The following is a 13,796-nucleotide window of genomic DNA, read 5'->3' as shown; positions in this document are numbered from 1 at the left end:
GCTCAACGCGCCGGTCGGCGGTCCTGGGACCGCCGCCGCCACCAGGAGCCGAGCCGGGCCAGCGCGATCGCGATGCGGCCGCGGCGGCGGACGACGATCTCGTGCGCGGGCGGGCGCTCGGGTTCGCCGTCGGTCGGGAGCGGCTCGCGCACCAGCAGCAGGAGTTCGTCGCCGTGCTCGCCGGTGTCGTCGTCGCCGGTGGCGCGGGCGGAGACGACGACGAGTCCGGTGATGGCCCGGCGCAGGAGGTCGGTGGCGCCGGGGTCGTCGAGGAGGCGGTGGGTGAAGGCCGCGGCGGCGTTGAGGGCGAGGCGCGCGGTGGCGATGCGGTCGGCGTCGAAGCGGGCCTGCCGGTCGAGGATGGGGGTGAGAGCGCGTTCGCAGTCGCGCAGGAGCCCGGCGGCCTTGCCGGCGAGGGGCGCGAACGCCTCGTCGGTGACGCGTCCGCTCTCGATCGCTTCGGCGGCGGCGCGGATGGCCGGTACGACCTCGTCTGGGTAGACGGGGGCGTCGCCTTCGGCGGCGCCGACGGTGTCGAGGTAGCGTTCCTCCGATTCGAGGTTGGGGCGGGCCTGGGGGTTGCGCACCGCTTCGTGGATCCACAGCGAGACCGCGACCAGGTGGGCGCGGACGGCCAGGAGGTCTTCGACGGCCGCCCGTTCGGGGAAGAGCCCCTTGCGGACCAGGGAGCGGACGAATTCGTTGTCGCCGAGGTCGGCGAGGTGCGGTTCCCAGTTGAAGTGGGGGCGCCAGCCGGTGAATCCGGAGAGGGCGCGGATGCGGGCGAAGAGCTGGCTGAGGGCGCGGTCGAGGATCTCGTCGATGGGGCGGGCGGTGTCGATGCCGCGGGCGATGTCGAACAGGTCCCGGAACTGCATGGGGTCGGCTACGACGGCGCCTTTGCGGTGCATGGCGACGCGGACGGCCAGGGCGAGGAGGCGGTGCCCGTGGGTGTCGGCCCGGTCGGTCCGGAGCGTTGCGATGATCTGGGCCCGGTCGGCGGTGTAGGTGTTGTCGACGCCGGTGGGGCAGTAGAGGCGCGGGTGGGGTTCGGCTTCGACCCAGAGCGGGTGGGGGACGGCTTCGGTGGGCACGGCTTCGAAGTAGGCGTGCAGTTCGGCGGCGGCCGGGAGCCGGTAGCGGTGGCCGGGTTCGGCGTAGTGGTTGGCCCAGTTGAGGAATTTGTCCACGTAGATGGGCCACATGCCGGCGGCGGCTTCGCCGTTGCGGATGCGGCCGGGCGGATCGAGGCAGTCGTTGAAGCGCAGGTCGGTGAGGAAGCGGGTCCAGACGGCGTAGCGCAGGGGGACGACGCAGAGGTCGGCCTCGGGGCCGACCGGGACGGTGTCGGCGACGTTGCGGCGGAGCAGGAGCTGGTCGACCACGGCGCGGTCGCTGGAGTCCAGGGTGGAGTGGTCTTCGAGGATGGCGTTCAGCCGGTGCTGCAGGCCGGGGTCGAGTTCGGCGGCGACGTTCATGCATTCCTCGGCGAGCAGGAGGGAGTCGACGTCGCCGGCCTGGAGGCAGGCGTGGACGACGCTGTCGGCCTCGCCTTCGGCCGCCCACAGAAGGATGGTCTCGCGCCACCAGACCTGGTCGATGCGCTTGGCGAGGAACGCGTCGTCACCGAGGTCGCGGAGTGCGGCGGCGGCGAGGTATTCCTGCAGGGTGACGTGCGCGAAGCTGTAGGTGTCGTGGCCGTCTTCGACGAGGATGCCGTTCTCGACCGCTTGGCGCAGGTAGTCTTCGGGGTCGACTCGGCGCGGTGCGCCGCGGAGGCGTCCGGCGAAGACGGCGACGGCTTCGGCGGTGCCGGTGCGGCGGGTGCGTTCGCCCATCATGCGGAGGGCGAGTTCGCGCAGCGGGGCGACCTTCTGCCGTGCGGTGAGGGGGTCGAAGTGGCTGCGGACGCCGCTCTGCTGGCGTCGGCGGTGGATGAGCATCTCGCACATTTCGCGGTAGAGCTCGGCGCGGCCGGCCGGCAGTTGGCCCCGGTAGCGGTCGACGTTGCAGATCATGATCAGCAGCAGCGGGTTCGACACCAGGTGGCGCAGTTCGCGGCTGTCGCCGATGAGTTTGAGCAGCCGCCGGGCGTCCTTGTCGGACTTGACGCGGACGGCGCGGCCGGTGCTCTCGGTCTCCTGGCAGCGCACGGAGTAGCACCAGCGGTGGACGAAGCGTTCGATCTGGGGCCAGTCGAACCGCTGCACGCGCACGGTGTCGAGGTCGGCCAGGACGGTGTTGTCGTAGCCTTGGCGCCGGGCGGTGACCACGAAGTCGCAGTCGGGGTAGCACTCCATCTGGTCCTTGATCCAGCGGGCGACCTCCTGGCGGGCCTCGACGCCGGCCATCTCGTCGAGTCCGTCGAGCAGGACGAGGCAGCGGCCGGATTCGAGGCGCTGCCGGACGCCCGAGGCGATGGCGCGGTGGCGCAGCGAGGGGGTCTCCTCGAGCAGGGTCGCGACGGTGACGCCGCCGGGGTCGTCGAGGATGGTGTCGACGTGGTCGCGGAGGTAGACAAGGACCGGCAGGTGGCGGCGCTGGTGGCGGCGGCTCTGGCAGATGTGGAGTGCGGTGTGGCGCAGCAGGGTGGTCTTGCCGGCGCCGGGTTCGCCGATGATGACGAAGGCGCGCCGTTCGGGCCCCTCCAGCACCTCGAGTAGGGACTGTCCGGTGTGGCGGCCGTCCGGCAGGCCGTGGCGGGGCCGGATCAGGCCGGTGGCGACGTGGACTTCGGGAAGCCGCATGGCGTAGGGGCCGTGGGTGGCGACGCCGTAGAGCTGGATCTCGGCGGCGTGGTCGGCCAGTTGGGCGATGTAGGCGCGGCGCTGCCTGGCCAGCCACCACCACCGGTAGGGGTCGAGTTGGCCGGCGGCGCGCTTGGCCCAGCGGCGGCCGATCTCCTCACCGAGGAGGGTGAGGAAGCCGACGGCGATGAGCAGCAGCGCCGATCCGCTGAGGGCCGGGAGGCTCATGGGGATGCGTTCGCGCAGGGTCTCCCAGAAGACGGTGATCAGCAGGACCGACGGCCCGAGCGTGAGCAGTCCCCCCGAGACGAGCTTGCGGAGCCGGTCGCGGCGCCGGGGGGCTTCGGAGGTCATGGGTTTCCCATCGCTTGCTGTCCAGATCGATGGTATGGGATCGGAGCCACGCGCGCCGGACGGTGCCTTCGGGACGGTCGCGGGCGTTGCGAGTCCTCAAAGGATGCACCTCTCGCGCGGGCGCGTCATTGTACCGGAATCCCCTGCGGGAACTACCGGTTGGTAACAAGGAAGTAATTCACTGATTTACACCCCTCACCCAGGCTCTTCACAATTGGTTGTGATTTCCCTAACCTCGGTGTGAAAGCCCGAAAGCGACCGGTTCCACCGGACCGGTCCCCCGGAGCCGGAACCGTCCCTTCGGTCCCCGTATCGGCTCCGGACAACCGAAAGGGAGTACCCCCCTTATGTCCTTCTCGAGTCCCCCGATCCGCCGCGCCGCCGCAGCGGCCTTGGCGGGCGTCACCGCGACCGGCGCGGTCGCCCTGGGCGCCACCGGCGCCGCGGCCGAAGATCCGATCGCGACCGTCCTCGGCGCCGACGCCGCGGACGCCATCGAGGGCGAGTACATCGTCGTCATGGAGGACGAGATGTCCACCATGTCCGGCGGATACGACGCCGAAGTCGTCGAACGCTACGACTTCATGAACGGCTACCTCGCCGAGATGACCCTCGACGAGGCCGCCGAGGTGGCCGCCGACGACGCGGTCGCCTACGTCGAGCAGAACCGCACCGTCTCGATCGCCGACACCCAGACCGACCCGACCTGGGGTCTGGACCGCATCGACCAGCGCGACCTGCCGCTCGACAACGCCTACACCTACGACGGCGACGGCTCCGGAGTGACCGCGTACGTCATCGACACCGGTATCCGCGAGAGCCACGGCGAGTTCACCGGCAGGGTCGGTCCCGGCCGCGACTTCGTCGACGGCGACACGAACCCGGACGACTGCAACGGCCACGGCACCCACGTGGCCGGCACGGTCGCCGGCAGCACCTACGGCGTCGCCAAGGCCGCCACCGTGGTCGGCGTCCGCGTGCTCGACTGCAACGGCTCGGGCTCGTTCGCCGGCGTCATCGACGGCATCGAGTGGGTCGCGAACAACGCCTCGGGCCCGGCGACGGCGAACATGAGCCTCGGCGGCGGCTACAGCTCTGCGATCAACGACGCGGTCGCCGCGGCGGTCGACGCCGGGGTCTCCTTCGCGGTCGCGGCCGGCAACGAGGGCCAGAACGCCTGCAACACCTCCCCCGCCTCCGAACCGAAGGCGATCACCGTGGGCGCCACCGACTCCGGTGACAACCGGCCGAGCTGGTCGAACTACGGGTCCTGCCTGGACGTGTTCGCTCCCGGCGTGGACATCACCTCCGCCTGGCACAGCTCGGACTCCGCGGCCAACACCATCTCCGGCACCTCGATGGCCAGCCCGCACGTCGCGGGCGCGGCCACCGCGTACCTGTCCCAGAACCCGGGCGACACCCCGGCCCAGGTCGAATCGTGGGTCACCTCGAACGCGACCCAGGACAAGGTCTCCGGTCCCGGCAGCGGGAGCCCGAACCTGCTGCTGTACACCGGCGACGGTGACGGCGGCGACCCGGGCGATCCCGGTGACCCCGGTGACCCGGGCGACTGCTCGGGGACCTTCAGCGGGCCGCAGGCGCTGCCGGACCGGTCGGACACGACCACCTACATCGAACTCGGCTGCGACGGCACCGTCTCCAGCGCCGTCGTCGACGTGGACATCAGCCACACCTACCGCGGCGACCTGCGCATCCACCTGATCGCGCCGGACGGCTCCAGTTACCAGTTGAAGGACAGCGGCTGGGACTGGGGCGACGACGTGGTCGAGACCTACAACGTCGGCCTGAGCAACGAGTCCGCCTCGGGCTCGTGGGGCCTGCGGATCGTCGACGTCTACAGCGGCGACTCCGGAACGCTCAACAACTGGTCGATCGAGCTCTGATTCCCTCCGCAGCACAATTGAAGATCGAACAGCCGCGAGGCCGGAGCGCACGCTCCGGCCTCGCGCCGTGTGATCGCCCGACTTCGCAATGTTCGTCGCTTTTAGACTTTTCTTCTCCCGATCGGATCAATAGCGCATTTTTCTGATTCGGGGCCTTTACGAGTTTTACTCCGTGCCCTAGCCTCAGAACCTGACGAGCCCTCAAATAGGGCCGAACGGACCAATCGGACTCCCCGGGCGACCCCCTCGCCACCCCGCGTCGGTCGTTTCCTCGGGGCCGCGGAAAACCAAAGGAGTTCCCCCCGTTATGTCAAGGGCAGGAAGCAAACGGAGGCTCCGCCGCATCGGCGCGATCGCGGTGGCGAGCGCAACGGCAGGCGGATCACTCATCGCACTCAACGCGATCGCCACCGCCGGCCAGACCGGTGCGGCCGACCCGGAAGCGGTCGTGCTCGGCGCCGACGACCCCGACGCCATCGCCGGCGAGTACCTGGTGGTGCTCGACGAGGCCGCACCGGCCGAGGCCGGCCTCGCCTCACTGGTCGACGGCGTCGTCTCCGGGGCCGTCGGAGCGGTCGAGGTGGTCGACGAGCTTGACGTCCTCGACGGGTTCGTCGCCGAGATGAGCCCGGCCGAGGCCGCCGAACTGGCCGCCGACGACGCGGTCGCCTACGTCGAGCAGAACCGCACCGTCTCGATCGCCGAAGTGCAGACCGATCCGCCCTCGTGGGGCCTCGACCGGCTCGACCAGCCTGCGGCACCGCCCGACGGCTCCTACGAGTACGCCCACGCCGGCGCCGGGGTGACCTCGTACATTCTCGACACCGGCATCAACCTGGGCCACAGCGAGTTCACCGGCCGCACCGCGCCCGGCTACGACGCGATCGACTTCGGCGGCGACGGCTCCGACTGCCACGGGCACGGCACCCACGTCGCCGGCACCGTGGGCGGGGCGACCTACGGCGTCGCCAAGGAGACCACCCTGGTCCCGGTCCGGGTCCTGGACTGCGACGGCTCGGGCAGCTACGCGGGCATCATCTCCGGGATCGACTGGGTCGTGGACGACGCCGAGGGCCCGGCCGTGGTGAACATGAGCCTGGGCGGGACCTTCAGCCAGGCGCTCAACGACGTCGTGGCCGAAGCGGTCGGGTCCGGGGTGACCTTCGCGATCGCCTCCGGCAACGAGGGGGCGGACTCCTGCGGCGTCTCGCCGGGCTCGGAGCCGACCGCGATCACGGTGGGCGCCACGCGGAGCAACGACGCCGCCGCCTCGTTCTCCAACTGGGGCGAATGCGTCGACCTCCTCGCCCCCGGCGTGCGCATCACCTCGGCGTGGATCGAGGGCGACGAGGCCGAGAACACCATCTCCGGCACCTCCATGGCCGCTCCGCACGTCGCGGGCGCGGCCGCGCTCTACCTGGAGGCGGAACCGGAGGCGACTCCGGCCGAGGTGTCCGAGGCGCTGACGGCGAACGCGGTCGCGGGCGCGGTCAGCGACCCGAACGGCAGCCCGAACCTGCTGCTGAACACCGAGTTCCTCATCGAGTGAGCACGGGTCGAGAGCGAAGGGGGCCGCGGCGCGGCCCCCTTTCCTCCCGCCGCCGGGGTCCGGAACCGGCGGCCGGTCAGGGGCTCACGCCCGTTCCTCTTCGAGGACCGCGCCGTAGCGTTCGATCGTCTGCGGCTCGCCGCAGGCGGTGTCCGGTTGCAGCTCGGATCCATCGCGGACGTGGCAGACCTGCACGGTCACGTGGGTGATCACCATGCGGTTGTACCGCCCGCTGGTCATGGTGAATTCGAAGTCCTCCGGCGGGGTCCCCACACCGATGCGTTCGGTGTGGCGGTCCACCGGGCTGTCCCCGGAATAGGCGGTGAACTCCACCTGCTGGGGCAGGAGCACGACGTCGAGGCAGATGTCGCCGATCTGCTCGATGCCCTTCCGCCCTTCGATGACGGCTTCCGCGTCCTTCCGATCGTGATCGGCCTGGTCGATCCACCGGACCCCGCCCGCGGACCAGAAGAGGGTGCAGGCGTTGTTGCCGGGATTGTCGACATAGAAGCCGTGGGACGGCGCTTCCTGATGCTCGGCGGAGGCCGGTCCGGCCAGACCGACCGCGAGTAGCAGCCCAGCGGACGCCGCCAGGGCGGTTCGCAGCAACTTCGTTCCTCTCATATGGATCCAATCAGTCGAAATTGGTCATACATTGCCGTGTGACTCGCTGCGACACAGGGGAACATGTGAATTCCTCTGCATGGGAGCCTTCTCATACACATGTAAATGTGTCAATATTGAAACGCAGTGTCAACCTCGGCCCTCAACAGACGGGAGCGATCCTTGGTACGACGATTCGCCGCCCTGGCCCGCCGCAGCGGTGCCCTCGCCGCCGGAGCGGCCATGGCATTCGCGTCGGCCGCGCCCGCGGGCGCCGACGACCTCGGGCCAGCGGAGGAGCCACCCACCACCGGCCCGATCGAGCGGTTCGCCGTCGAGCACGAGCGCCACGACTGCGTGTGGACCGAAGCCGCCGGCGAAGTCCAATGGGAGGGCTTCACCGGCTACGCCGACAACCGGCGCGTCGACATCCGGGGCGACTTGGGCTCCAAAGACGACTGCGTCTACCTGCCCGGTTCGTCCACCACTCCCTCGGTCGAATTCATCGCCTACGGCAACGGGGCCGGCGGCCGGACCGTCGCGGTGGACGCCGCGGTCATCGAGGACCCCGAACTGAGCAACCCCGAGTTCGCGTTCACGCTCCGCAACAGCGAATCCGACACGATCTCGACACCGACGATCCACCGCGTCGAGGTCCGCTCGTGCCTGGAGGAGGTGCCGTGGACGCCGTCACCGGAGCCGTCGCCCGACCGGGCGAGTCCGGACGTCGAGCCACGGAGGACCTGCGGACAGACGCAAGTGCTGTACCCCATCGCCTGCATCTGCCTTCCCGGCGATCCCCCCGAAGCAGCCGCCTCGTCCCGTGAATGAACCCGGTCGCCCGTGATCCCCGAACCGGCGGAATGCGGTTCAAGCGATGCGGTCGAGGACGATCGGGCCGCGCTCGGGCGGTTCGGCGCCGGTCCCCCACCTGCCGTCGAGCGCCTCCCGGGCCGAGGTGAATCGCTCGGGCGTGTCGGTGTGGAGCCGGAACACCGGTTCTCCGGCCCGCACCTGCTGACCGACGGTCTTGAGAATCTCGACGCCGGCCCCTGCCTGCACCGGCTGGCCCTGCCTGGTGCGGCCGGCGCCGAGACGCCATGCGGCAACTCCGACAGCGTACGCGTCCATGCCGGTGACGAACCCATCGGCTTCGGCGGCAAGCGTCTCGGTTTCGCGCGCGATCGGGAGCGGCGCATCCGGACTGCCGCCCTGGGCGGCGACGAGCTTGCGCCACTTGTCCATCGCGCGGCCGTCGCGCAGCGCCTCGGCGGGGTCGGCGTCGGGTTCGCCGGCGGCGGCGAGCATCTCGTGCGCCAGCGCCACGGTCAGTTCGACCACGTCGGACGGGCCGCCCCCCTCGAGGACCTCGATCGCTTCGCGCACTTCGAGGGCGTTGCCGGCGGTGCGTCCCAGCGGCAGGGACATGTCGGTCAGCAGCGCCCGGGTGTCGACGCCGTGGTCGCGGCCGAGCCGCACCATGGTCCCGGCCAGCTCGCGCGCCTGGTCGAGCTCGGTCATGAACGCGCCGGAGCCGACCTTGACGTCGAGCACGATCGCGTCGGCGCCCTCGGCGATCTTCTTGCTCATGATCGAGGAGGCGATCAACGGGATCGACTCGACGGTGGCGGTGACGTCGCGGAGGGCGTAGAGCTTCCGGTCGGCCGGGGCGAGGTCGCCGGTAGCGGCGCACACGACCGCACCGACCTGCCGCAACTGCTCGATCACCCGGGTCTCGCCGAGGTCCGCTTCGAAGCCGGGTATCGATTCGAGCTTGTCGAGGGTGCCGCCGGTGTGCCCCAGGCCGCGGCCCGACAACTGCGGCACGGCCACGTCGAAGGAGGCGACCAGCGGCGCCAGGGGCAGGGTGATCTTGTCGCCGACGCCGCCGGTGGAGTGCTTGTCGACGCACCGGCGGCCGACCGGCGTCAGGTCGAGGGTGATCCCGGAACGGATCATCGCGGCGGTCCAGTCGGCGATCTCGGCCGGCGCGGCGCCGTTGAGGAAGATCGCCATCGCCAGGGCCGACATCTGCTCGTCGGCGACCTCGCCGCGGGTGTAGGCGTCGATGACCCAGTCGATCTGGGCGCGGGTCAGCTCGAGGCCGTCCCGTTTGGCGCGGATGACGTCGACCGCGGTGATCATGAGTACCTCACTCTTCCAGATGCTCGGGCCCGAACGCGTCCGGCAGCAGCCGGTCCAGCGCCGACGGTCCGGGCACGCCGTCCACGAGGCAGCCGGGGCCGCCGTGCTCGTACAGCAGTTGGCGGCAGCGGCCGCAGGGGGTGACCGGCGCGAGGTCGCGGTCGGCGCAGGCGACCGCGACCAGCCGCCCGCCGCCGGTGGCGGCGAGCTCGGAGACCATGCCGCACTCGGCGCACAGGGTCAGCCCGTAGGAGGCGTTCTCGACGTTGCAGCCGGTGACGGTGCGGCCGTCGTCGACCAGGCCGGCGGCGCCGACCGGGTAGCGGGAGTAGGGCACGTAGGCGCGGCGCACCATCCGGGCCGCCTCGGCGCGCAGCGACTCCCAGTCGACCTCCACTACTCGTCCCCCGGGTTGTAGGGCACGCCGTCGGCGGCGGGGGCCTTGGCGCGGCCGATGAGGCCGGCGACGACCACCAGCGTGGCGGCGTAGGGCAGCATCTGCAGGAACGGGCCGGGGATGATCGAGTTGCCGGCGGCGTCGAGGTCCTCGGCCATCTGGCTGGCGAAACCGAAGATGAGGGCGCCGGCGAGGACGCCGATCGGGTTCCAGCGTCCGACGATCATGACCGCGAGCGCGACGAAGCCGAGCCCGGCGGTCATGTTCTTGTTGAACGCCAGCGAGTTCGCGATGGTGAAGAACGCGCCGCCGAAGCCGGAGACGAGGCCGGCGGCGGTGACGTTCCAGAAGCGGAGCCGGTTGACGCCCACGCCCATCGAGTCGGCGGCGGCCGGGTGCTCGCCCACCGAGCGGGTCCGCAGGCCCCAGCGGGTGCGGAACAGCAGGAACCACACCACGAACACCATCGCCAGCCCGATGTAGACGAACAGGTTCTGGTCGAACAGGATGGGTCCGGCCAGCGGGATGTCGGACAGGAAGCCCAGGCCGAGCCCGCCGAGGGCGTTCTGCGGCACCCCGTAGGCGGTGTTGGCGCCGGGGGTGGTCTTGAGCTGGTCGTACATGAAGCCGGTGAAACCCAGGGCGAGCAGGTTGAGGATGACGCCGACGACGACCTGGTTGACCTGGAAGCGGGTGGCCAGCAGCGCCAGCAGGAGCGTCGACAGGCTCCCGGCGAGCATCGCCCCGAGCAGTCCGACGTAGACGTTGTCGGCGAGGTTGGCCACGAAGACGCCGGCGAACGCGCCCATGAGGAACTGGCCCTCGATGCCGATGTTGATCACGCCCGAGCGCTCGCAGACCACGCCTGCGAGCGCCCCGAAGATGAACGGCAGCGACAGGAACAGCGATCCGGCCAGGATGGACTCGGCGCGGAAGGACTGGCCCGGCTGGGAGACGGCCCAGCAGATGAGGGCGAGCACGATCGCGGCCACCGCGCAGGTGGAGGCGATCTTGTACAGCCGCTGCCGGATGCCGCCGAGCAGCCAGAGGCCGGCGGCGGCGCAGACGGCGGCCAGGGCGATCACGGCCGGGCGGGTCGGGATCGTCCAGCGGGCGTCGGTCAGGGTCACGTCCAGCCTGAAGGTGGTGGTGCGGTCGGCGCCGAGCGCGAAGAACGCGGCCAGGGCGAGCAGGACCCCGATCGCGGCGAAGACCGAGCCGCCGATGAAGTGGCGGTCCCGGCCGCGCTCCTCCGCGCGGGCGGCGACGTCGGTCGCGGTGACGGCCATGTCGCTTACCAGCCTTTCGCTTCGAGGGTGACCAGGCCGCCGCGGGGCGTGCGCAGCCGCAGGATGGCTTTGACCATGGCGGGGGCTGCGATGAACAGCACGATGATCGCCTGCAGCAGGATCGAGATGTCGACCGGGACGCCCGGCTGGGCCGACAGGGCGCCGGCCTTGAGCGCGCCGAACAGGACCGCCGCGGCGACGATGCCGCCGGGTTTGGCGCGGCCGAGCAGGGCGACGGTGATGCCGTCGAAGCCGTACTCGAGCGCGGTGTTGGTGGTGACGCCGCCGGCGTTGATGCCGAGGGCGAGCGAGGCGCCGGCGAGGCCGGCGAACGCTCCGGCGGTGCCCATCGTGGTCGCGTAGGTGCGGCCGATGTTCATCCCCGCGGTGGCCGAGGCGTGCGAGTTGAAGCCGACCGCGCGGATCCGGTAGCCGAAGGTCGACTTCGACAGCAGCCACCACACGAAGAGCGCCGCCGCGAACCCGAGGACGAGCGCCAGGTTCACCCGGAGGCTGCCGCCGAGGAAGCCGAGCAGGTGCGGCAGGGCGGCCGTGTCGTCGACCGGCTTGGTGACCAGTTCGGAGCGGGTCTCGGAGTGGAGGAAGCCGGTGCCGATGGCCCACACCAGGAACAGGGCGGCGATGTTGTTGAGCATGATCGACGAGATCACCTCGTGGGCGCCGGTGGTGGCCTTCAGCACGCCGGGGACGGCGCCGAAGGCGGCGCCGGCGAGGCCGCCGGCGATCACGGCGGCCGGGAGGTGCACGATCGCGGGGGCGCTGATGCCGAAGCCGATGACGAGGGCTCCGAGCATGCCCATGATCAGCTGCCCCTGGGCGCCGATGTTGAACAGGCCGGCGCGGAAGGCGAGCCCGACGGCGAGGCCGGTGAAGATCAGCGGGGTCGCGTAGGTGAGCGTCTCCGACAGCGGCCGGAGGACGTCGCCGAATCCGGCGGTGCCCGCGGCGAACCGGTCGAGGGTGTTGAAGTTGAGGACCGCGCCTTCGAACAGTGCGAAGTAGGCGCTGGAGACGACCTCCCAGGAGGCCGAGAGGGCGTCGCTGGGGCGGTCGAAGAAGTACGACCAGGTGCCGCGGACGCCTTCGTCGGAGACGATCAGGAGGACCGCGCCGATGGCGAACGCCAGCAGCAGCGACCAGATCGTGACCATGACCGAGTTCGCCTCGATCAGGTACCGCCCGAACAGGGTCATGAACGGCTCTCGGCGCTCGGGCGGCGCCTCCGGCGGCTCGGCGGCGGTCTTAACGTTCACGGTCACCTCCGTCGGCGTCGGCCTCGCCGCCGACCATGAGCCGCCCGATCACTTCCCGGGGCGTGTCGGGTCCGACCTCGCCGACGATGCGGCCGTTGTAGATGACGGCGATCCGGTCGGCCAGGGCGTAGATCTCGTCGAGTTCCGAGGAGATCAGCAGCACCGCGGTGCCGTTGTCCCGCTCGGTCACCAGGCGCGAGTGGATGAACTCGGTGGCGCCGACGTCGATGCCGCGGGTCGGCTGCGCGGCCACCAGGACGCGGCGGGGCCGGGAGAACTCGCGGGCGACGATGACCTTCTGCTGGTTGCCGCCCGAGAGGGACGCGGCCGGATCGTCCGGCGACTGGGTGCGGATGTCGAACTCGGCGACCGATTCGGCCGCCTGCCTGCGGATGGCGGCGGCGTCGACCATGCCGCGTCTGGAGAACGGCTCGTCGCGGTACTGGTTGAGGACGAGGTTCTCGGCGACGGTGAACTCGGTGATGACCCCGTCGCGGGCGCGGTCCTCGGGGATGTAGCCGAGCCCGGCCCGGATGCGGCGGGCCGGGCTCTCGCCGGTGGCGTCGCGGTCGTCGATGACGACCCGTCCCGAGTCGGGCTTGATCAGGCCGAGGACGGTGCGGGCCAGTTCGGTCTGGCCGTTGCCCTCGACGCCGGCCAGGCCGACGATCTCGCCGCCGCGGACGGTCAGGTCGAGCCCGTCGAGGACCTTGACGCCGTGGTCGTCGACCAGGGTGAGGCCGTCGATCTCCAGGCGCGGTTCGGCGGGTTCGGGCTCGGCCTTGTCGACGGTCAGCGAGATCTCGCGACCGACCATCGCCGAGGCCATCTCGGCCTCCGATGCGGTCGGGGGCAGCTCGGCGACGACCCGGCCGCGGCGGATCACCGTGACGGTGTCGGCCACGGCCTGGACCTCTTTGAGCTTGTGGCTGATGAACAGGATGGAGGTGCCCGCCTCGGCCAGGGACCGCATGATCGCCAGCAGCTCCCGGATCTCGGCGGGGGTGAGCACCGCGGTGGGCTCGTCGAGGATGAGCAGTTCGGTCTTCGGGCCCGACAGGGCCTTGACGATCTCGACCCGCTGCTGGACGCCGACCGGCAGGTCCTCGACCACGGCGCCGGGATCGAGGGCGAGCCCGTACTGCTCGGAGACCTCCAGGACCGCCGCTCGCGCCGCCCGGGGCGAGAGCACGCCCGCTCCGCGGGTGTGCTCCCGGCCCAGTTGCACGTTGTCGGCGACGCTGAAGGGCCCGACGAGCTTGAAGTGCTGGTGGACCATCCCGAGTCCGGCGTCGATCGCGTCGCCGGGACCGCCGAACTCCACCGGTTCGCCGTCGATCAGGATCTCACCGCTGGTCGGCTTGAGGATCCCGTAGAGCATGTTCATCAGCGTGGACTTCCCCGCGCCGTTCTCTCCGAGCACGGCGTGGATCTGCCCGGGCTCCACGGTCAAGTCGATGTCGTCGTCGGCGGTGAACGAGCCGAACTTCTTCGTCAGGCCCCTCAGTTCGAGTCGCAATTGGCTTCCTTCGGG

General features: G+C 70.7%; 10 protein-coding genes. 3 read left to right on the top strand and 7 right to left on the bottom strand.

What is annotated here, in order from left to right:
* Positions 1–2 precede the first annotated feature (2 nt).
* On the bottom strand, positions 3–3,101 hold the full coding sequence (locus CUT39_RS14335; protein WP_100447717.1) for an NACHT domain-containing protein: 3,099 nt from the start codon (positions 3,099–3,101) through the stop codon (positions 3–5).
* Between the two features lie 347 nt (positions 3,102–3,448).
* Between CUT39_RS14335 and CUT39_RS14330 the strand changes: the two genes are divergently transcribed.
* The gene (locus CUT39_RS14330) at positions 3,449–5,005 is read left to right on the top strand and encodes a S8 family serine peptidase (RefSeq protein ID WP_100447715.1); all 1,557 of its coding nucleotides are present in this window, start codon (positions 3,449–3,451) and stop codon (positions 5,003–5,005) included.
* A 307-nt stretch (positions 5,006–5,312) separates the two neighbouring features.
* Complete coding sequence (locus tag CUT39_RS14325; RefSeq protein ID WP_100447713.1) at positions 5,313–6,554, top strand: S8 family peptidase; 1,242 nt, start codon at positions 5,313–5,315, stop codon at positions 6,552–6,554.
* An 84-nt stretch (positions 6,555–6,638) separates the two neighbouring features.
* Here CUT39_RS14325 and CUT39_RS14320 read toward each other — a convergent pair whose 3' ends face one another.
* Positions 6,639–7,163, bottom strand: a complete 525-nt coding sequence (locus CUT39_RS14320; protein WP_100447711.1) for a hypothetical protein — start codon at positions 7,161–7,163, stop codon at positions 6,639–6,641.
* Between the two features lie 177 nt (positions 7,164–7,340).
* Between CUT39_RS14320 and CUT39_RS14315 the strand changes: the two genes are divergently transcribed.
* Positions 7,341–7,988: a hypothetical protein gene (locus CUT39_RS14315; RefSeq protein ID WP_157930696.1), complete on the top strand. Its 648-nt coding sequence runs from the start codon at positions 7,341–7,343 to the stop codon at positions 7,986–7,988.
* A gap of 39 nt (positions 7,989–8,027) precedes the next feature.
* Here the strand turns inward: CUT39_RS14315 and CUT39_RS14310 are convergent, their stop codons facing one another.
* From CUT39_RS14310 to CUT39_RS14290, 5 genes are read right to left on the bottom strand one after another with little or no spacing between them, the layout of a single operon-like run.
* Positions 8,028–9,302, bottom strand: coding sequence for a thymidine phosphorylase (locus CUT39_RS14310; protein WP_198587147.1), 1,275 nt, complete (start codon positions 9,300–9,302; stop codon positions 8,028–8,030).
* A gap of 7 nt (positions 9,303–9,309) precedes the next feature.
* Entirely contained in the window at positions 9,310–9,699 is a 390-nt protein-coding gene (locus CUT39_RS14305; RefSeq protein WP_100447707.1) for a cytidine deaminase, read from the bottom strand.
* Entirely contained in the window at positions 9,699–10,988 is a 1,290-nt protein-coding gene (locus CUT39_RS14300) for an ABC transporter permease (RefSeq protein WP_100447705.1), read from the bottom strand. The genes CUT39_RS14305 and CUT39_RS14300 overlap by 1 nt, the downstream gene beginning before the upstream one ends.
* Before the next feature lie 5 nt (positions 10,989–10,993).
* Positions 10,994–12,262, bottom strand: coding sequence for an ABC transporter permease (locus CUT39_RS14295; RefSeq protein ID WP_198587146.1), 1,269 nt, complete (start codon positions 12,260–12,262; stop codon positions 10,994–10,996).
* On the bottom strand, positions 12,252–13,781 hold the full coding sequence (locus tag CUT39_RS14290) for an ABC transporter ATP-binding protein (protein ID WP_100447703.1): 1,530 nt from the start codon (positions 13,779–13,781) through the stop codon (positions 12,252–12,254). The genes CUT39_RS14295 and CUT39_RS14290 overlap by 11 nt, the downstream gene beginning before the upstream one ends.
* Positions 13,782–13,796 lie beyond the last annotated feature (15 nt).

This window comes from Glycomyces xiaoerkulensis, assembly GCF_002798405.1.
Taxonomy (GTDB): domain Bacteria; phylum Actinomycetota; class Actinomycetes; order Mycobacteriales; family Micromonosporaceae; genus Glycomyces; species Glycomyces xiaoerkulensis.
The sequence above is the reverse complement of the archived record's forward strand: the minus strand, read 5'-3'. Positions and strand labels throughout refer to the sequence as shown.

Bases quoted from the DNA above. Each gene is read 5' to 3' on its own strand.
- CUT39_RS14335 (WP_100447717.1), bottom strand. From the start codon at position 3,101: ATGACCTCCGAAGCCCCCCGGCGCCGCGACCGGCTCCGCAAGCTCGTC.
- CUT39_RS14330 (WP_100447715.1), top strand. From the start codon at position 3,449: ATGTCCTTCTCGAGTCCCCCGATCCGCCGCGCCGCCGCAGCGGCCTTG.
- CUT39_RS14325 (WP_100447713.1), top strand. From the start codon at position 5,313: ATGTCAAGGGCAGGAAGCAAACGGAGGCTCCGCCGCATCGGCGCGATC.
- CUT39_RS14310 (WP_198587147.1), bottom strand. From the start codon at position 9,302: ATGATCACCGCGGTCGACGTCATCCGCGCCAAACGGGACGGCCTCGAG.
- CUT39_RS14300 (WP_100447705.1), bottom strand. From the start codon at position 10,988: ATGGCCGTCACCGCGACCGACGTCGCCGCCCGCGCGGAGGAGCGCGGC.